This is a genomic window from Mesorhizobium sp. B4-1-3, from assembly GCF_006439355.1.
Lineage (GTDB): Bacteria > Pseudomonadota > Alphaproteobacteria > Rhizobiales > Rhizobiaceae > Mesorhizobium.
In genome coordinates this window covers 90,465-108,154 of sequence record NZ_VFTG01000018.1, presented here as the reverse complement: position 1 = coordinate 108,154, position 17,690 = coordinate 90,465, and the positions used below count along the sequence as shown (strand labels likewise).

Annotated in this window: 15 protein-coding genes and 1 pseudogene; 12 read left to right on the top strand and 4 right to left on the bottom strand. The window is 60.3% G+C overall.

Annotated features, from left to right (window positions below):
- The first annotated feature begins 146 nt into the window (after positions 1-146).
- Positions 147-710, top strand: coding sequence for an EF-hand domain-containing protein (locus tag FJW06_RS21175; RefSeq protein ID WP_140754132.1), 564 nt, complete (start codon positions 147-149; stop codon positions 708-710).
- A 106-nt stretch (positions 711-816) separates the two neighbouring features.
- On the opposite strand, the gene FJW06_RS21170 is transcribed toward FJW06_RS21175, so the two are convergent.
- The gene (locus FJW06_RS21170; RefSeq protein ID WP_281404893.1) at positions 817-1,938 is read right to left on the bottom strand and encodes a mandelate racemase/muconate lactonizing enzyme family protein; all 1,122 of its coding nucleotides are present in this window, start codon (positions 1,936-1,938) and stop codon (positions 817-819) included.
- Positions 1,939-2,086: 148 nt separating this feature from the next.
- Here FJW06_RS21170 and FJW06_RS21165 point away from each other — a divergent pair, with 148 nt between their 5' ends.
- The 7 genes from FJW06_RS21165 to FJW06_RS21135 all read left to right on the top strand — a co-directional run bounded on the left by FJW06_RS21165 (position 2,087) and on the right by FJW06_RS21135 (position 10,292).
- On the top strand, positions 2,087-2,848 hold the full coding sequence (locus tag FJW06_RS21165; RefSeq protein WP_246674751.1) for an FCD domain-containing protein: 762 nt from the start codon (positions 2,087-2,089) through the stop codon (positions 2,846-2,848).
- On the top strand, positions 2,845-4,506 hold the full coding sequence (locus FJW06_RS21160; protein ID WP_140754131.1) for a GMC family oxidoreductase: 1,662 nt from the start codon (positions 2,845-2,847) through the stop codon (positions 4,504-4,506). The genes FJW06_RS21165 and FJW06_RS21160 overlap by 4 nt, the downstream gene beginning before the upstream one ends.
- A gap of 58 nt (positions 4,507-4,564) precedes the next feature.
- Positions 4,565-5,545, top strand: coding sequence for an ABC transporter substrate-binding protein (locus tag FJW06_RS21155; protein ID WP_140754130.1), 981 nt, complete (start codon positions 4,565-4,567; stop codon positions 5,543-5,545).
- 60 nt (positions 5,546-5,605) lie between these two features.
- On the top strand, positions 5,606-7,156 hold the full coding sequence (locus tag FJW06_RS21150; RefSeq protein WP_140754129.1) for a sugar ABC transporter ATP-binding protein: 1,551 nt from the start codon (positions 5,606-5,608) through the stop codon (positions 7,154-7,156).
- 35 nt (positions 7,157-7,191) lie between these two features.
- Positions 7,192-8,157, top strand: a complete 966-nt coding sequence (locus FJW06_RS21145; protein ID WP_246674759.1) for an ABC transporter permease — start codon at positions 7,192-7,194, stop codon at positions 8,155-8,157.
- 3 nt (positions 8,158-8,160) lie between these two features.
- On the top strand, positions 8,161-9,129 hold the full coding sequence (locus FJW06_RS21140; RefSeq protein ID WP_140754127.1) for an ABC transporter permease: 969 nt from the start codon (positions 8,161-8,163) through the stop codon (positions 9,127-9,129).
- Positions 9,130-9,329: 200 nt separating this feature from the next.
- Entirely contained in the window at positions 9,330-10,292 is a 963-nt protein-coding gene (locus FJW06_RS21135; protein WP_140754126.1) for a manganese catalase family protein, read from the top strand.
- Positions 10,293-10,562: 270 nt separating this feature from the next.
- Here the strand turns inward: FJW06_RS21135 and FJW06_RS21130 are convergent, their stop codons facing one another.
- On the bottom strand, positions 10,563-10,781 hold the full coding sequence (locus tag FJW06_RS21130; protein ID WP_140754125.1) for a DUF3606 domain-containing protein: 219 nt from the start codon (positions 10,779-10,781) through the stop codon (positions 10,563-10,565).
- Positions 10,782-11,050: 269 nt separating this feature from the next.
- Positions 11,051-11,968, bottom strand: coding sequence for a hypothetical protein (locus FJW06_RS21125; RefSeq protein ID WP_140754124.1), 918 nt, complete (start codon positions 11,966-11,968; stop codon positions 11,051-11,053).
- Positions 11,969-12,274: 306 nt separating this feature from the next.
- Between FJW06_RS21125 and FJW06_RS21120 the strand changes: the two genes are divergently transcribed.
- From FJW06_RS21120 to FJW06_RS21110, 3 genes are all read left to right on the top strand, one after another.
- A complete protein-coding gene (locus FJW06_RS21120; protein ID WP_140754123.1) occupies positions 12,275-13,447 on the top strand; it encodes a glycosyltransferase in 1,173 nt (390 codons plus the stop codon).
- 2 nt (positions 13,448-13,449) lie between these two features.
- Positions 13,450-14,589 carry a UDP-galactopyranose mutase gene (gene glf / locus FJW06_RS21115; protein ID WP_140754158.1) on the top strand — a complete coding sequence of 380 codons (1,140 nt, stop codon included), beginning with the start codon at positions 13,450-13,452 and terminating at the stop codon, positions 14,587-14,589.
- A gap of 61 nt (positions 14,590-14,650) precedes the next feature.
- Positions 14,651-16,324: a glycoside hydrolase gene (locus FJW06_RS21110; protein WP_140754122.1), complete on the top strand. Its 1,674-nt coding sequence runs from the start codon at positions 14,651-14,653 to the stop codon at positions 16,322-16,324.
- A gap of 49 nt (positions 16,325-16,373) precedes the next feature.
- On the opposite strand, the pseudogene FJW06_RS30685 reads toward FJW06_RS21110, so the two are convergent.
- A pseudogene (locus FJW06_RS30685) lies at positions 16,374-16,514 on the bottom strand (NADH-quinone oxidoreductase subunit D); the annotation flags it as partial.
- Between the two features lie 269 nt (positions 16,515-16,783).
- Between FJW06_RS30685 and cyoA the strand changes: the two are divergent.
- Positions 16,784-17,689, top strand: coding sequence for a ubiquinol oxidase subunit II (gene cyoA, locus FJW06_RS21100; protein WP_246674749.1), 906 nt, complete (start codon positions 16,784-16,786; stop codon positions 17,687-17,689).
- The last annotated feature ends 1 nt before the right edge of the window (position 17,690 follow it).

Here is a 17,690-nt window from a genome sequence, read left to right as displayed (position 1 = left end):
ATCGCCGCGCCGGAGGAAGCCATGGCCGGTTGAGAAAGTCGGCTCGTGTCACTTCATCGTGACGCGCAACGCTGGCCGGAACAATCGAGGAGACCTCCAGTTCGGGCAGCTTAAGCCAGACCACGTCCAATCAAATGGAGCATGCCATGAGATTCCCTCGCTGCACGACGGCTACGGCCGCCGTTTTAATTTTCGCGACTTTCCCTGCTCTCGCCCAGACGAACGGAACCCCTTCCCCCACCCCGGCGACCGAACAGCCCGGCGCCGGGCAGTTGCCGGATGTGAACGGGCAAGCGGGCGGCCCGACGCGTGAAATGATCCGCCAGATGATTGACCAAGCCATCCAGGAGCGGATGCAGCAGGATCGAAGCTCCGACGTGGCCAACAATCGTCAAGAAGAGGATGACGACGCTCAGGACAACGCAGATCGTCATGGCGCCCCTTGGCATAAAAACCGTTATGGCGGCCCGTCCGGCGACCACAGGATGGCTGGACACCATGGCGGGCGCATGATGATGCGTGGCGCCGGAATGCGACTGATGTTCGCGTTTTTGGACACCAACGGCGACGGATCATTGTCCGAGAACGAGGTTCAAGACGCTGTCGGGCGCATCTTCTCCGCAATCGACCAGAATGGCGACGGCAAGATCGACATGGATGAGATCCAGTCCTTCTTGCACGGCCCTGGCAGTGAAGACATGCAGCAATAGATCACACTGCACCAAGCCAAGGCCGCGACCCTTCGCGAGGCAGGGCCGCAGGCATAGCCGCGAGCTCAACGCATATCATCGTCACTGCGCACGGCAATGGTCTTGGCTAGCCCCCTTCCTCAAAGCCCTCCAGCTTACGCCAATCAAAGCTGACACCGATGCCTGGTTCGTCTGGGGCGACTGCCAGCCCATCCTGCAACATGAGCGGCCGAGTGGTGTACAGGTCGATGTCGAAACTGTGCGCCTCTACCCAACCAGCGTTTGGTTGACCTGAGACCAAACTGACATGCAGTTCCTGCATGCCGTGGCTGCACACCGGAATTCCGGCCTTGCGGGAAAGCTCGGCCACGCGCAACCAGCCTGTGATGCCGCCACAGTTCGAGGCGTCGGGCTGGATGTAGGAGAGCTTCGACCAAGCGAAGGCATGCTCGAACTCCTCGATTACATGCAAGTTCTCCCCCATGGCCAGCGGCATGCCCGTTGCCTCGGCAATGGCTGCGTAGCCCCGGTAATCATCCGGTATGATAGGCTCCTCGAACCACAGCAGATCGTAAGGCGCGAATGCTTTCGCCGCTTCGATCGCCCGATTGACGTCGAGCGCGTAATTGGCGTCCACCATGAAGGGGGTGTGCGGCCCGATGCGTTCGCGGATGGCCTTAACTCGGGTGATATCCTCGGTGAGGTCGTCTTTGCCGACCTTGATCTTCACGGCATTGAAACCGGCGGCGAGATAGGAGTCGATGCTCGCCTGCAACTGATCGAGCGAGAAGTTCAGGTCGATGCCGCCGCGATATGCCTTGGCTGTTTTGCCGGCGCCGCCGGCCATTTCCCAGAGTGACAGGCCGGTGCGCCGGCCCTTCAGATCCCAGAGCGCTATGTCGAGCGCAGAAATCGCAAACGACGCAATGCCCCCGCGCCCGACATAATGGATGTGCCATAACATCCCATCATGGAGCGCCTCGATGTCGGTAGCATCCCGTCCTTTCAGGAACGGCACCAGATCGTGCACGATCATGGCTGCGATCGCATGCCCCCCTTTGCCGCCAGTATAAGTGTAGCCAGTCCCTTCGCTACCGTCCGCCAGCCTAAGCGTCGCTGTCACCAGCTCGAAATGCGTGTGAGCGCCATGCTTGGCGTCGGTCATCACTTCACGCAGCGGCACCCGGAAAAGCCGAACCTTCACATCCGTGATTGTTGTATCGCCCATTGCGAGGCTCTCATCGTCCAATCCTATTTCGTCATACCATAATTGCACTCTGACGGGCAGATCGCAACGGTTCAGGCAAATTGTCGCCATTTTGGTCTGATGACAATTTGTTGGGCCTTGTGCTTTGGTCCGATCTGCGCATTAATGATTGCGTGAAGTGGAGGACGGCTTGCTGAGTACACCACGGCATCTTGGGACGCGGGCCACGAGCGGCGCTGCTCGCGCCGCGGACGCCATGGTGGTGGGAATCGAAGCGGACATCGCCTCCGGCAAGCTCGGTGACGGCAGCTTCCTGCCGGCTGAGCGCGAATTGATGGCTGAGTACGGCGTTGGCCGCGGTGTCGTGCGTGAAGCGGTCGCTCGCCTGGCAAGCCGCGGCCTTGTCGAAGCGCGTCCGCGCTTTCGCCCGGTGGTGCGCCGGCCGGGGCTGGACGCGGCGCTCGGCGCTTTGGAAGGTGTTGTCGGCCACCTGCTAAGCGCTCAGGCGGGAGTGAAGAACCTCTACGACACCCGGGTCTTTCTTGAGGCCGCACTTGCGCGCAACGCCGCCATCCATGCTCGCAAGGATGACGTGGCCACTCTCAGATCAGCGCTTGAGATGAACGAGGCGGCGATACCGGATTCGGCAAAATTCTATGCCACTGACGTAGCCTTCCACGCCGTGCTCTACCAGATCACGCGCAACCCGGTGATGCCCGCGGTGCACAAGGCATTCACCGCATGGCTGTCGCCGCATTGGATGAGCATGCCCCGATCACCAGAGCGCAACCGGATCAATTTCCTGAGCCACCGCGAGATCTGCATGGCGATCATCGAGCGAGATCCAGATGGCGCCGAGCGGGCGCTGCTCAATCATCTTTCCGCGGCTTGGGAATATGTCCGTGGCACATTTGAAAGCAGTGAGGGCCCGCGGGAGGACCGGCGAGAATGACGCAGACTTATGATCATATCGTGGTGGGGGGTGGAGCAGCGGGTTGCGTGGTCGCGGCGCGGCTGGTGAAAGCAGGACGGCGGGTCCTGCTTCTCGAAGCTGGGCATTCGCATCACCACCCGCTGCTCGATATGCCGCCGGGGATCTTCAAGATGATCAATGGCTCGAAGTTCATGCGATATTATCGCACCGAGCCGCAGCAGCATCTGGACGGCCGCGCGCACGAAATCTCGCAAGGCAACGTGCTGGGCGGCGGCACCTCGGTCAACGCCCAGGTCTATATGCGCGGCCGTGCCTCGGACTATGACGAATGGGATGAGTTGCTGCGCGGCAACAATGCCGGCATCCGCTGGAACTGGCAGGCGGTGCTGCCCCACTTCACGGGCATGGAAGGCAACAACCGCCTCGGCGGCGACTTGCATGGCAGCGAAGGACCGTTGCTCGTGTCTGACCCAGGTCACATTGACGACGTTTCGCGTTGGTTCGTGCAGGCGGTCCAACGGCTCGGACTGCCCTACAATCATGACTTCAACGGGCCGTCGCAACGCGGAGTGGGCTTCTATCAGTTCATGAACCGGCGCGGGAAGCGCAGCAGCGCTGCCTATGCGTTTATCGAGCCATTGGCCAAGGATCCCAGGCTGACGCTGAGGCTGAATTCTGCCGCGCGGCGGCTGCTGATCCAGAACGAGCGCGCAAAGGGTGTAATCTACACTGACAAATCGGGAACCGAACACGAGGCCTATGCGGACGGCGATGTGATCGTCTCGTCGGGTGCGCTGGTATCGCCGAAACTCCTTATGCTGTCGGGTGTTGGTCCGGCGGACGAACTTGCCAGACATGACATTGCCTGCATCGCCGATCTTCCAGGCGTAGGCCAGAACCTGATCGATCATCCGGAAGTGCCGATTATTGCCACGGCAAACGGCCCCTACGGCTACTTTAAGCAAGGCCAGGGTTGGCGAATGATCAAGAACGGCTTGCATTTCAAGCTGTTCGGCGCCGGTACGATCCTGTCCGCGGGGGTCGAGGCGGGAGCTTTTGTCAATCCGGCCGATCCGGATGGCGAACCGACGATCCAGGCGTTTTGCGTGCCACATGTGTACCTGGACCGCGATATCCTGACCCTGGTGGAGAATACCTACGGCCTCACTGTGACGACCGTCGTCGTCAAGCCGAAATCCCGCGGATTCGTGAAGCTGCGTTCGGCGGATCCGAATGACATGCCGGTCGTCTCTCCGCACCTGCTCAAACATCAAGATGACATGAAGCAGATGATTGCCGGCCAGCGCTATTTCCTGAACGCATTCCACACGAAGCCTCTGGCGGACCGCATCAAGGCTGTTGCCGTCCCCCGGGAAGACGACCTCAGCGACGAGGCGCTCGAAAAGCACTGCAAGCGCTTCGTCAAAACGAATTACCATCCGGCCGGCACATGCCGCATGGGTCCGGACAGCGATCGAATGGCCGTTCTGGACGCGGCCATGCGGGTGCGCGGGATAGAGAACCTGCGCGTTGCCGACATGTCCGCCTGCCCTAACATCAACGCCGGCAACACGGCTGCACCCGCCATGATGCTGGGCGACCGCTGCGCCGATTTCATCTTGGAAGCGGGCGCAGTTACTCAATTGAGGGCGGAGTCTGCAAGCGAGCTGGCCTAGCCCGCCATAGGCGAGGAATATTCAACGTCGTCAAAACACGACAACCAAGGAGGAAAGCATGATCATTACCCGTCGGAAATTGTTGGTAGGCTCCGCCGTCGGCGTGGCCGCTCTTACCCTCGCCTCACGCGCCTTCGCCGCGCTCCCGCCGCTTGCCAAGAAAGACAAGTACAAGGTCGGCTTCGCCCAGACCGAGAGCAATAATCCATGGCGGCTGGCTGAAACCAAAAGCATGCAGGACGAGGCGGCAAAGCTCGGCCACCAGTTGGTCTATACTGATGCTGCCGGATCCTCGGCCAAGCAGGCTTCCGACGTAAACTCCATGATCGCGCAGGGCGTCGACGCGATTTTCCTGCCTCCCCGCGAGGACAAGCCGTTGGTGCCGGTCATCCTCGCCGCCCGCGATGCTGGCATCCCGGTCTTTCTCATCGACCGGGACGTGGATCACACCATGGCCAAACCTGGACAGGATTACGTCACCTTCATCGGTTCCGACTTCATCAATGAGGGCAACCGCATCGCCGAATGGGTGGTGAAGAACGCCAATGGAAAATCGAAGATCATCGAGCTGGAAGGCACCACCGGTTCCTCGCCAGCCAACGACCGCAAGAAGGGGTTCGACGACATCATCGCCAAGCACTCGGAATTCAAGATTATCGCTTCACAGTCGGGTGACTTCGCTCGAGACAAGGGCCGCCAGGTGGCTGAGACGTTGCTGCAGGCGCATCCCGAAGCCGATATCATCTATGCCCATAATGATGAGATGGCGCTCGGCGCGATCGCGGCCCTCGAGGCGGCCGGCAAGACGCCAGGAAAAGATGTGCTGATTGTCTCGATCGACGGCGAAAAGGATGGCGTGCAAGCAATCGTCGACGGCAAGATCGGCGCCATCTGCGGCTGCAGCCCGCTTTTCGGGCCCAAGGCTTTCGCCACGATGGCCGATTATGCCGCTGGGAAGCAAATCCCGCCCTTCATCAAGAACGACGACGACTTCTACGACGGCACGAACGCAAAGGACAAGATCAGTACGGCGTTCTGAGTTATCTGGTTAAAGGCGCCTCCTCGCTTCGGCGGGGAGGCTTTTTCGGGAGCTTTGCCGATGACGCCGCCGGACGGACCTTCCCCGATGCTTCTCGACATGCGCGACATCCAAAAGCGTTTCGCCGGCATACCGGCGCTGGTGGACGCGTCGCTTTCCGTGCGCTCAGGCGAGGTCCATGCCCTGATAGGCCAGAACGGCGCGGGCAAATCCACGCTGATCAAGGTCTTGACCGGATACCACCGCAAGGATGCCGGGCAAGTGCTGTTCGAAGGCAAGCCCTTTGAGGTCCACTCGCCCCACCAGGCGCAAGTCAATGGCATCAGCACGATCTATCAGGAGATCAATCTGGTCCCGCTGCGGTCAGTGACGGAGAACATTTGCCTGGGCCGGGAAAGGCGCCGCCATGGGCTGCTCGACTGGAATGCCATGCACACGGAAGCCGAGCGCCTGCTGAGCCGCTTCTCCATTCGCATCGATGTTCGCCGTCCGCTGGGTGAATTCAACACGGCAACACAGCAGATGGTGGCGATCGCCCGGGCCATAGGGTTCTCCGCCCGACTTGTCGTTATGGACGAGCCGACCTCGTCTCTCGACGAACGGGAAGTGGGAGTGCTGTTCAGCGTCATTCGTCAGTTGAAGGCTGAAGGGATCTCCGTCATCTTTGTAAGCCATAAGCTCGATGAGCTGTATGAGGTCTGCGACCGGGTCACGATCATGCGTGACGGTCGCACCGTGCGCAGCGCCGGGATGAAAGAGATCAACAAGCTGGAACTTGTCGCAGCTATGCTTGGCCGCGATGTCGCGGCTGTCGAGGGTCACGCCACAGCCTTCGGCGAGCGCGACCGCTCTAGAATCGGGGATGCGATGTTTTCGGCCCGCGGGCTTAGGGCCGGGCAGGCGGTCCGCAATGTGAGCTTCGATCTCCGGCGCGGCGAGATCGCGGGCTTTGCGGGCCTCCTCGGGGCGGGTCGCACCGAAACCGCACGGCTCGTGTTCGGTGCCGATCGCGCGAGCGCGGGCGAGATGACGATGGAGGGAGCCGCGTACCACCCCGACCGTCCCGCCGACGCGATCGCCGCCGGCATGGGCTTTTGCACCGAGGACCGCAAAGGCGAAGGCATTGTCCCGGAGATGACCGTGGCAGAGAATCTCACCCTTGCCTTGCTTCCGAAAATCAGCCGCAACGGCGTACTGGACGAGTCACGCCAGCGTGAAATCGTCGAGCGGTTCATCCGCGAGCTGGGCATAAAATGCTCCGGACCCAATCAGAAGGTGCGAGAGCTTTCGGGCGGGAACCAGCAGAAGGTGCTGCTTGCCCGCTGGCTGGCGATGAACCCGAAACTGCTCATCCTCGACGAGCCGACAAGGGGGATCGATGTGGGTGCCAAGGGCGAGATCCAGCGTCTGATCCGTGGCCTTGCAGACCAGGGCCTCGGCGTGCTCATGATCTCGTCAGAGCTGGAGGAAGTGATTGAAGGTGCGGATCGCATATTCGTTCTGCGCGATGGTGTCAGCGTGACCGAGTTGGAAGCTGAAGCCGCCAACGAAGAAGAAGTGCTGACCGCCATGGCGCATGGGACGAGCGCTTCCTCGGAGGCCGCGACGTGACCGGGCTGCCGAGATCATATGCGGATCGGGATGCCATCGCGCGCAGCTTCGATCTCTTCGGTTTCTTGTCGCGCTACGGGACCGTGATCGCGCTGGTCTTGCTGGTTGCGTTCAACCTCGCCTTCACGCGCAATTTCGCGACAATGCAGACTCTGAACGTCAACCTCACCCAGGTCTGCACGATCGTCATCGTAGCCGTCGGAATGACGCTCGTGATAGCCACGGGCGGCATCGATCTCTCCGTCGGATCTCTGATGGCGATTTCGGGTGCGCTGGCACCGATGATCTTCATGGGCAAAATCCTTCCGATCGGAAGCATCTACCTGGGCGTGGCTGCCGCGATGATCGTCTCGGTATTGGTGGCCGGGCTGTTGGGGCTCTTCAATGGTTGGTTGGTCGCCCGCTTCCGCATCCAGCCGATTGTCGCGACACTGGTTCTGTTCATCGCGGGCCGCGGCATCGCTCAGGTGATGACGAACGGGAACCTGCAAACCTTCCGCGTACCTGAATTTCAATGGATCGGCCTTGCTCGACCATTGGACATCCCGGCGCAAGTCATCATCATGGCTGTCATTGTTGCGGCAGCTGCATGGGCGTTGAGAAAAACGCTGTTCGGGCGATGCATATTGGCGGTCGGCGGTAATGAAAAGGCTTCCGAACTCGCAGGTATTGCAGTCTCCAAGATAAAGATTGCGGTCTATGGCATTAGCGGCCTTTGCGCCGGGCTGGCCGGGCTTATCGTGATTGCAATCAACTCCTCCAGCGACGCCAACTTGGTTGGCCTTGGCATGGAGCTCGATGCCATCGCGGCGGTTGCAGTGGGCGGGACCCTGCTCAGTGGCGGCAAGGCCACCATCATCGGTAGCCTGCTAGGCGCGCTTACCATTCAACTGGTGCGCTATACCCTTCTGGCGAACGGGGTGCCTGACGCCGCTGCCCTGGTGGTCAAGGCAGGCATCATCGCGCTCGCCGTGTGGCTGCAGCAGCAGCATCGCGGGTAGCCTATGAATCGCGCCCGCCTGGTCCGCATCATTGGCACCTACGGCGTATTGATTGCGCTGGCTGCGCTCGTTCTGTTCGGGTTCCTGCGCTATGATCGGTTTCTCAGCTTCTACAATGTGATGACTCTCCTGCGCTACAATTCCATGTTCGCATTGGTGGCGCTTGGCATGTGCTTCGTCATCATGACAGGAGGAATCGATCTTTCCGTGGGCTCCGTCGCTGCCTTAGGCAGCGTAGCCTCGGCATTGGCGAGTCCTTATGGGATCGTGCCGGGTCTCACCGCGGGAATAGGCGCTGGCCTGGTCGCCGGGCTCATCAACGCGATCCTTGTCACACGCGCCAATCTGATGCCGTTCATAGCCACTCTCGCTACTATGCAGGCCGCCAGCGGCTCAGCCCTTCTGCTTGCGGGCAACCAGACCGTATCGGTCTCCTATGAGTCGGGCTTCACCGCCATCGGCCAAGGTAACTTGTGGACGTTTCCGATCCCTGCGGCCATCGCGGTCGTGGCATACCTCATCGGTTCCCTGGTCTTGAACTACACCGGCACTGGTCGCGCCGTGCTGGCAATCGGCGGCGGCGAAGATGCTTCGCGCCTCATGGGACTGCGTACCGATCGCGTGAAGTTTTTGGTCTATGTCGCGAGCGGAGGACTGGCGGGGCTCGCCGGCGTCATCCTTGCCTCGCAATTCGGAGCGGGACAGCCCATTGAAGGCGTTGGTTGGGAATTGTTCGCCATCGCAGCCGTCGTGGTCGGCGGCACGCTGCTCACCGGCGGTTCGGGCTCGGTTGTGACCACGCTCGCCGGCGTGCTCCTCCTCGGTATCCTTTTCAATGTTCTGAACTTTGAGAATGGAATGGGTTGGCTTTCGCTTTCAGCCTACTGGCAATCAGTGATCCGAGGGCTGTTCCTGCTGGCGGTGGTCTTGCTTCAGGCCCGACTGACACGACGCCGTCTCGGCGCGCTCTGATCGTCTCGGCCCATCACCTTCAAGTATTACATAAGGTGATCCTGCAGCAATTGGCGCGCAAGACTGCCCAGAATGAACGCGTAACATCAGCGTGGCTCGGTGGATTAAAAAAACGCGCTATTTTTAAGCCATTCTATTTTTGCGGAGGAACATTCCTGGAGGCCGCCGGTTAGGGAACGTCAACCCTTGGAGGAAGCCTCATGTTCATGCACAACAAGCGACTGCAATACACCGTCCGCGTCTCGGAGCCGAATCCACGGCTGGCGTGCATGATCATGGAGCAGTTCGGTGGCGCCGATGGCGAGCTTGCCGCCGCGATGCGCTATTTCACCCAGGGGCTGGGTGAGGACGATGTCGGCCGCAAGGACATGTTGCTCGACATAGCGACCGAAGAGCTCAGCCATCTCGAGGTCGTCGGCTCGATTGTCACCATGCTCAACAAAGGCCTGAAGGCACAGCTTGCCGAAGGCCAGATGAAGGAAGCCGAGCTGTACTTGATGGTCGGCGCAAGCGGCACGACGGCCAAAGAATCCATCTTGTTTGGTGGCGCACCTGCGCTGTGCGACTCGGCCGGAGTGCCATGGACTGCCGCCTATATCGATTCCCGCGGTGAACCTACCGTCGATCTGCGGTCCAATATTGCCGCCGAGGCGCGTGCCAAGATCGTCTATGAGCGACTGATCAACATCACCGACGATCCCGGGGTCAAGGACGCGCTGGGGTTTCTCATGACGCGCGAGATCGCGCATCAAAAATCCTTCGAGAAAGCGCTGTACGCGATCGAGAACAACTTCCCCACAGGGAAGCTCCCCGGCATTGCCAAATTTGCGAGCATGTACGTCAACACGTCCCAGGGTGAAGGCGACACGAATGGGCCTTGGAATTCGGGAGACGAATGGGACCGCGTGGATGATCTTGAGGAAGTCATGCCGGCGGACGATGGCGATGGGACTGCAACAGTCAAGCTGGCGGCCAAGGACATGAAGGTCGTAACCAAGATGGGCGAGCGGACGCTCTCGGACCCCTCCTCCGACCCGACCACAGGCGCGGATCTAGGGGCCGGGCCGGGAGCCGGACGAACCAAGAATGGCGACATGGGCGGCGCGGCCACTATCAAGGAGGCGCCTGCACAGGCCGAGGCCGCCGCTCGCAAGAAGAAATAGGTTCGGGCCGATTGCACCCTTCCGGCTTGCCGACCGGACCCTGCCCAATTGACGGGACTCGGTTTCTTCTGCCTCTCAGCATCCTGGACGCGCCGCACGCGCTGACAACCGTGGAGAGACGGAACCGTCTCACCACGCTGATCTGTGCCATCACGCCGGGTTGTACGCTGGATTTAATCAGCGCTGGCGGCCAGACGCGATTGTGCACGGTATTTCGCATTGAGGAAGTGCGCGTCATGTTGCCGTGGACAGTTCACTTGCCTGTCCGGATTATTCAAGTTCCTGCAGCTTCCGAGCTTCCTTGACAAGCACGGCAAGATTGTCTCCATGTTTTTGGACCAGTTCCCGTGCCTGTTGCTCCGTGATCCCATTTACCGCGGCAAAATAGGCGAGCTGATCTGCATCGGTTGTCGAAATGCGATTTGGATCGCGGACTTCGCTTTCAGCGCCGCCGCTTCCGAAACTGAAAATATTCACACGGGGGCGCACGACGACCTCGCGTCAGCTTGTCGGTTCAGACATCTTGCCGGATGCGTTGCGCAAGGAACGAAAATGAGCCCGGTTCGCCGCCTGGGTAGACGCCGCGAGTCTCTGGTTGTCAATTCTAGGCACATGGCCGGCCGCTCTCCGCTGGAACGCGACCGAACATTGCCTGACGGACATTGTTCCCGACGGCGATCTTTGCGTGGAGGACCGGTCGCAGGCCTAAGCGGGACGAAAACCTGTCGAAATAGGACCGCGAGCTTGTGAAGAGCCGGTCAGGCCACCTTCGAAAGCACGGACACATCGAAGCTCGCCAAGCCATAGCGCCACCGATGGTTCGTCGCCGCAACGCGACTTTGGTAGAAAAGTGTCAGCCGCTCGCCGTTGATCATAACTGTCGAGTGGCCGTTTTCCCCAGGCCCGCCCGGATCAAGCACTGGACCTATCGAGACGTAAGGTCCGGTGATGGTGCCCGCGATGGCGAAAAACACCCGTTGCCGGCTTCCCCGCGGTCCATGCGGAAGGAAGCAGGTGGCATTGAGGAGCACGCGACCATCCGGAAGCTCCACTAATTGGGCGCCTTCAATTCCCCATTCGTAGTCGGGGTCTTCCCGCGTGTTGTGGTGAGGAATCTCGTTGTGATCCAGGATTTTGCCCAAGCGCTTCCAAGGCCCGAACCATGAATCGGACTGGCTTCGGGCCAGATAGATATCCGGCTGCGGGACCCGGGTGAATTTCGGCATGCCCGAATAAACGATGTAGCGCTTGCCGCCGATGAGAGCCGGATGCGGATCATAGATGCCGTCTTCATCCGTGTCCGGCACGGACAGGATTGCAGGATTGAGTACCACCCAGTTGAACCCGTCATTTGACACCGCGTGCTCACAGCGGCCGCCGGATTTCATGAACTCGGTTTGGATGAACATATGGAAGACGCCATCTTCGTGCACGACACCCGGCGCCGCGACGCCCGAGCCCGTGACCGGAAGCTCGATCGGCGCATGCTCCGTCCACGGTCCATGCAATTCGGGCGCGGTCGCGTGAAGGATCTTCCAGGTCTCGCTGCTTACCGTGCCGCTCGACCCGAACACATGCCAGAGCCGGCCGTCGTAAACCGGGCATGGGTCCTTGAGATCGTCCACCGCCTGTGGGTGAAACAACGGGAACACGTTCGTCTCAAAGTCGATCTTCATCTTTCTGCCCCAGCGATTGCCGATCGTTAAACGCCCAAGGCGCTTCGGTCGGGCGAATCAATTCAAGCCGCCGGCTATGTTAGCTGCTGATCCAACGGAAATGCGGCATCCGCGCGGCCGTCCCCAGGAAGCTGCTTGATAGCGATGCCGCATTCTCTGGCCCAGCGCGCTGCATGCATATCGCTCGCTGGCTGGAACAAGTTAATCAGCGGACAGTTAGACATATTGCAGGAATAGGTTCCTGCATCTCGCGATTAACAAATGTTACTCGCAGTCTAAACGGCAATGTCAGCAGGGAAAACTTATATGGACGCAGCTATAAGAATACCGGCCGCCATCAAAACCAGAACAGAACAAGATTTACTGATATGCTTTTCCCACTTGCGATGGAATTTCGTTTATCAACGCCCACAGCACATTCTCACGCTTGCCTCTAAAGAGCACCAGATCGTCTACTTCGAGGAACCTATCTTCGAAGAATGCTCTCACTCATCCATTCGGTTTTGCGACGCGGCGCCGGGCATCCGGATCGCGACTCCCTTGCTGCCGGTCGGCACCAGCCCTGCCAGAGCCGACGCGATCCAGCGCAGATATCTTGACCGGATCATCGCGTCGACACCGCACGCTCAGTTGACCGCTTGGTACTATACCCCGATGGCGTTGCGCTTCAGCGCGCATGTCGACTTCGACGTATGCGTCTACGACTGCATGGACGAGCTTTCGGCATTCAAGAATGCGCCAGCCCAGCTCACCGTGATGGAGCGGGCGCTATTCGAACGCGCCGATGTCGTCTTCACCGGCGGCCTGAGCCTGTTTGAAGCGAAGCGCAGCCAGCATCGGGCAATCTATCCTTTCCCCAGCAGCATCGACGTCAGCCACTTTCACAAGGCGAGGACGCCCGGCGAGGAGCCGGCCGATCAATTGGGCATCCCACATCCTCGGGTAGGCTTCTTCGGCGTCATCGACGAGCGCCTTGACATCGATCTCGTGGCGCGGGCTTCAAGGAGGATGCGGGACGTGCACTTCGTGATGCTTGGCCCGGTCGTGAAGATCGACCCTGACCGCCTCCCGAGGGCCGATAACCTGCATTGGCTCGGCAGCAAAGCCTATACGGATCTGCCCGATTACCTCCGGCATTGGGACGTGGGCTGGATGCCCTTTGCGCTCAACGAAGCCACGCGTTTCATCAGTCCGACGAAAACTCCCGAGTTCCTCGCCGCGGGTCTGCCAGTGATCTCGACTGCAATCGTCGATGTCGTGCGAAGCTACGGCACAGCGGGACTCGTCGACATCGCGGATGCCGAAGATATCGAGCCGAAGTTGCGCTCGGTGCTGGCGCAACCTCGTGATATGCGGCTGCCAGCGGTCGATGCCTATCTCGCGAAGATGTCCTGGCAGCGAACATGGGAAGGCATGGCCGCCCACATCAAGAAGGCCAGTGCAAGCAAGAAGGTCGTGCCCTTTCGCAGGAGCGCATGACCATGTTCGACTGGCTGATCGTCGGAGCTGGCTTTGCCGGCAGTGTTCTCGCGGAACGGATCGCCTCGCAAAGGGGCGAAAGCGTTCTTCTCATCGACCGTCGCAGCCACATCGGCGGCAACGCCTATGACTGCTACAACGAAGCCGGCATCCTCGTTCATCGTTACGGACCACATATATTCCACACCAACGCCCAGTCGATCGTCGACTATCTATCGCAGTTCACAACTTGGCGGCCTTACGAGCACCGTGTGCTCGCTTTCGTGGACGGCAAGCTTCTTCCGATTCCGATCAACCTCGACACGATCAACCGCCTTTACGGTCTGGAGTTGAGCTCGGCAGAGCTGGAAGAGTTCTTCGTGTCCCGTCGTGAAACCGTCGAGGAAATCCGCACTGCCGAGGATGTGGTCGTGAGCACCGTTGGCAGAGAACTCTATGAGAAATTCTTCCGCGGTTACACGAGAAAGCAGTGGGGGGTCGATCCCAGCCAGTTGAGCAAGTCGGTGACGGCCCGCGTTCCGACCAGAACCAGCCGCGACGATCGCTATTTCGGCGACAGCTTCCAGCAGATGCCGGCCGGCGGCTATACGCGCATGTTCGAACGGATGTTGGACAATCCCAAAATCAAGATCATGCTGCAGACGGATTATCGCGAGGTCCGAGAGCGGATTCCTTTCAGGCGGCTGATCTACACAGGACCGATCGACGAATTCTTCGACTGGAAACTTGGCCGTCTGCCCTATCGCTCATTGCGCTTCGAGCATGTCACCCTCGACTGCGAGCAATTTCAGCCGGTAGCCGTGGTCAACTATCCGCAATCGGAAGCCTATACGCGCATCACCGAGTACAAGCATTTGACTGGCCAGAAGAATGTCCGGACCAGCCTCACCTACGAATACCCCACAGATATTGGCGACCCGTACTACCCTGTGCCGCGTTCGGAAAACGAGGCGCTCTACAAACAATATGAAGCGCTTTCTGCAAATTGCCCCAACGTGTGGTTCGTTGGCCGTCTGGCAACGTATCGCTACTACAATATGGATCAGGTCGTGGGCCAGGCTTTAGCGACTTTCGCGCGCATTCAGAAGACCGTCGCTGCTCAAGGCAGCGAGGTTGAGTCAGCACTCGCAATGCCCGTCTAGATGCCGTCCCTGCAACGCTCTTTGAATCGCCACGATAATAACCTGGGACTAGGGACGCACCGTGAAAGACAGTCTCGAAATCTGGGGCGGCGTTGAATGCAGCATGGTTCGCCTGCGCGATGGGATCCGCGATCAGCTCCGTGCGACGGGGCATTTCGATCGTGCAGGCGATCTCAGCCTCATTGCCGAGACGGGTATCAAGACCCTCCGATATCCCGTGCTGTGGGAACTGGTCGAGGGCGATGGTTCGCGCGACTGGCGCTGGCCGGATGCGCGACTTGACGAATTGCGAAGGCTTGGCGTGAGGCCTATTGCGGGGCTGGTCCACCATGGCAGCGGACCGAAATCGACCCATGTGCTTGATCCGGACTTCCCCGGATTGCTGGCGGGGTACGCCGGCCAAGTGGCGGAACGTTACCCTTGGCTGGAGATGTTCACGCCGGTCAACGAGCCCCTGACGACGGCGCGCATAAGCGGCCTCTATGGGCTTTGGCATCCACATGGCACATGCGAAGCAACCTGCTTCCGATTGACCGTCGCGCAGTGCCGCGCAATCGCCTCGGCCATGAAGGCAATCCGCAGACACATACCGGCGGCGCAACTCGTGCAGACCGAGGATTTCGGGCGGGTTTTCTCCACGCCACGACTTCGCTACCAGGCCGACTACGAGAACGAGCGCCGGTGGCTGGCGCTTGATCTGTTGAGCGGCCTCGTTGACGATGGTCATCCATTTCACCGGCGGCTGCTCGAGGCGGGCGTGGAGCCGCGTCATCTCGCCGAACTGACGGCCGACCCTTGCCCGCCGGACATCATCGGGATCGACTACTACCTGACAAGCGACCGTATGCTCGATGACGATCTCCGGCGATATCCGGAAGAGCAGACGGGCGGCAACGGCATAGACGCCTATGTCGACATCGCTGCGGTGCGTTCTGAGATGCGCGGCCATGCACGGTTGCGATTCCGGCTAAAGGAAATTTGGGACCGCTTCCGCCGGCCAATTGCCGTCACCGAGTTGCACAACGGATGCACGCGCGAGGAACAGTTGCGGTGGCTGATCGAGGGATGGCAGGAAGCCAAGGCGGCGAGCGACGACGGAGCCGATATACGCGCCATCACCGCCTGGTCGTTGTTCGGCGCGACAGACTGGAACTCGATGCTGGTGCATCAGAAGGGCTATTACGAGAGTGGTGCCTTCGACGTGCGGGACGCGAGCCCAAGAAAGACCGTCATCGCGAGTGCTGTGAGCCAACTCGTGAAGGCAGGCGCCTTTGATCATCCCGCGCTCGATCGGTCCGGTTGGTGGCGAACGGAGCCATTGCCGAGAAACCCCGTCAGAACAATGCTTCTGGCCGGATTTGGACGAATGGCGTCCGTGATCGAGGAGTGTTGTCACATGCGTCGGTTGGCGGTGCGCCCGGCGCCGCCGCACAAAATCGTCCAACATCTGTCGCAGACGAATTCCTGGGCAGCTATAAGTGTCGAAGAAGGGGACTGGTCGGCGCGCGGATCACGTTCAGCGTTCATCAAGCTTCGCTGTCAGTTTCCTGGCGGTGCTCTGCTGGATCTACACAGCTCTCCTGCGATCGGCATGGTCGAGGCGGCCAACGCTTTCCTGGATCTTGTGGTGGACGGACAAACGGGCAGGTTCAGGCTTCTGCGGGCCGAACCCAACAATCAGTATTGGATAGAGGCTGTTGAAGAAGAAGTGAGCGGAACCAATTACGCCGTCTGATCTGTCTCAGCTCGGACGTTGCGTTCGCGCACTCAACGGCTCGGACTATCTGCCTACGTCTCCCCAGCACGATATCGATAGATCCCAAGACCTCCGCAACCAGGTGGCCACGGCACGGCAGGTCCATCGTCTGCAGGTGCGCGGAGCTCGGCGCCCGCAGCTTGCAGCGGTAAGGCCTGTTGGTGCCGTCCCGCTCTGACCCGGCATGCCGCCATCGAAAGTCGACATTCGTTCTGATCGCCTAACGCCTGCACTTCCTCAAAGCAGGTGGAACAACCGCCTGCTGTGACAGTTGGGCGTGTCTGCGGGCTTGTACGTGCGCGCAGCGAGACCCGTCAGCGTTCGAAGACTTGATCAGAGACTTCCACGTGCGTCTTGGTTGGACGCACTATCCCAAACACGTGACCAATCGTTGTGTTGTTCCTCCATAGATCCGAATCACTGCCCCCGCTGTTCTGGTTGCCTGTAATATCGGCCCTGCCCGGCTGCGCGGGAGGCGTGCTCGACCCGCAGGGACCAATCGGCGCCGGCAACCGCACCATCCTTCTGAACTCGCTTGCCGTGATGCTGGTCATCGTCATCCCGACCTTGGTCGCGTTGCTGGCCTTTGCCTGGATGTTCCGCGCCACGAACCGCAGGGCGCGCTACGATCCGGAATTCACCTATTCCGGCCGCATCGAGCTGATCGTCTGGTCGATCCCGACGCTCACCATCCTCTTCCTTGGCGGGCTGATCTATTACGGATCCCACCACCTCGATCCGCGCCGGCCGATCGAGTCCGGTCAGCGGCCCCTGGATGTGCAGGTCGTGGCGCTCGACTGGAAATGGCTGTTCCTCTATCCGGACCAAGGTATCGGAACGGTCAATCAGCTGGTCATCCCCGCCGGTGTTCCGGTGCATTTCAAGCTGACCTCGGCCAGCGTGATGAACACCTTCTTCGTGCCTCAGCTCGGCAGCATGGTTTATGTCATGAACGGGATGCAGACCGAATTGCATCTGCAGGCCGACCGCGAAGGCGAGTATTTCGGCCTGTCGGCGCATTTCAGCGGCGACGGCTTCTCGGACATGAATTTCCGCGTGCGGGCGCTTTCGGCGGACGCGTTCGCAGCGTGGGCTTCGTCCCTGCACGGCAATGGCGTTTTGGACGCCAACGCCTATCGCGCCCTTGCCCGCCAAAGCATCAACATGCCGCCTGCCGCCTTCGGCCAGGTTCAGCCTGGCCTGTTCGATGCGGTGCTGCGCCAGACCCTGCCGCCCGGACCGGGACCAGCCGAAACCGCCGCCGGCGAGCCGCAGGTGAGCCCGAAAGCCGAGCCGAAGGCGGGGGCCCCGGCCATGACGCACCAGCCCAAAGAAGGAGGATGAC

Coding starts and splice junctions, on each gene's coding strand:
- FJW06_RS21175 (WP_140754132.1), top strand. CDS start 147: ATGAGATTCCCTCGCTGCACGACGGCTACGGCCGCCGTTTTAATTTTC.
- FJW06_RS21160 (WP_140754131.1), top strand. CDS start 2,845: ATGACGCAGACTTATGATCATATCGTGGTGGGGGGTGGAGCAGCGGGT.
- FJW06_RS21155 (WP_140754130.1), top strand. CDS start 4,565: ATGATCATTACCCGTCGGAAATTGTTGGTAGGCTCCGCCGTCGGCGTG.
- FJW06_RS21150 (WP_140754129.1), top strand. CDS start 5,606: ATGACGCCGCCGGACGGACCTTCCCCGATGCTTCTCGACATGCGCGAC.
- FJW06_RS21140 (WP_140754127.1), top strand. CDS start 8,161: ATGAATCGCGCCCGCCTGGTCCGCATCATTGGCACCTACGGCGTATTG.
- FJW06_RS21135 (WP_140754126.1), top strand. CDS start 9,330: ATGTTCATGCACAACAAGCGACTGCAATACACCGTCCGCGTCTCGGAG.
- FJW06_RS21125 (WP_140754124.1), bottom strand. CDS start 11,968: ATGAAGATCGACTTTGAGACGAACGTGTTCCCGTTGTTTCACCCACAG.
- FJW06_RS21120 (WP_140754123.1), top strand. CDS start 12,275: ATGGACGCAGCTATAAGAATACCGGCCGCCATCAAAACCAGAACAGAA.
- glf (WP_140754158.1), top strand. CDS start 13,450: ATGTTCGACTGGCTGATCGTCGGAGCTGGCTTTGCCGGCAGTGTTCTC.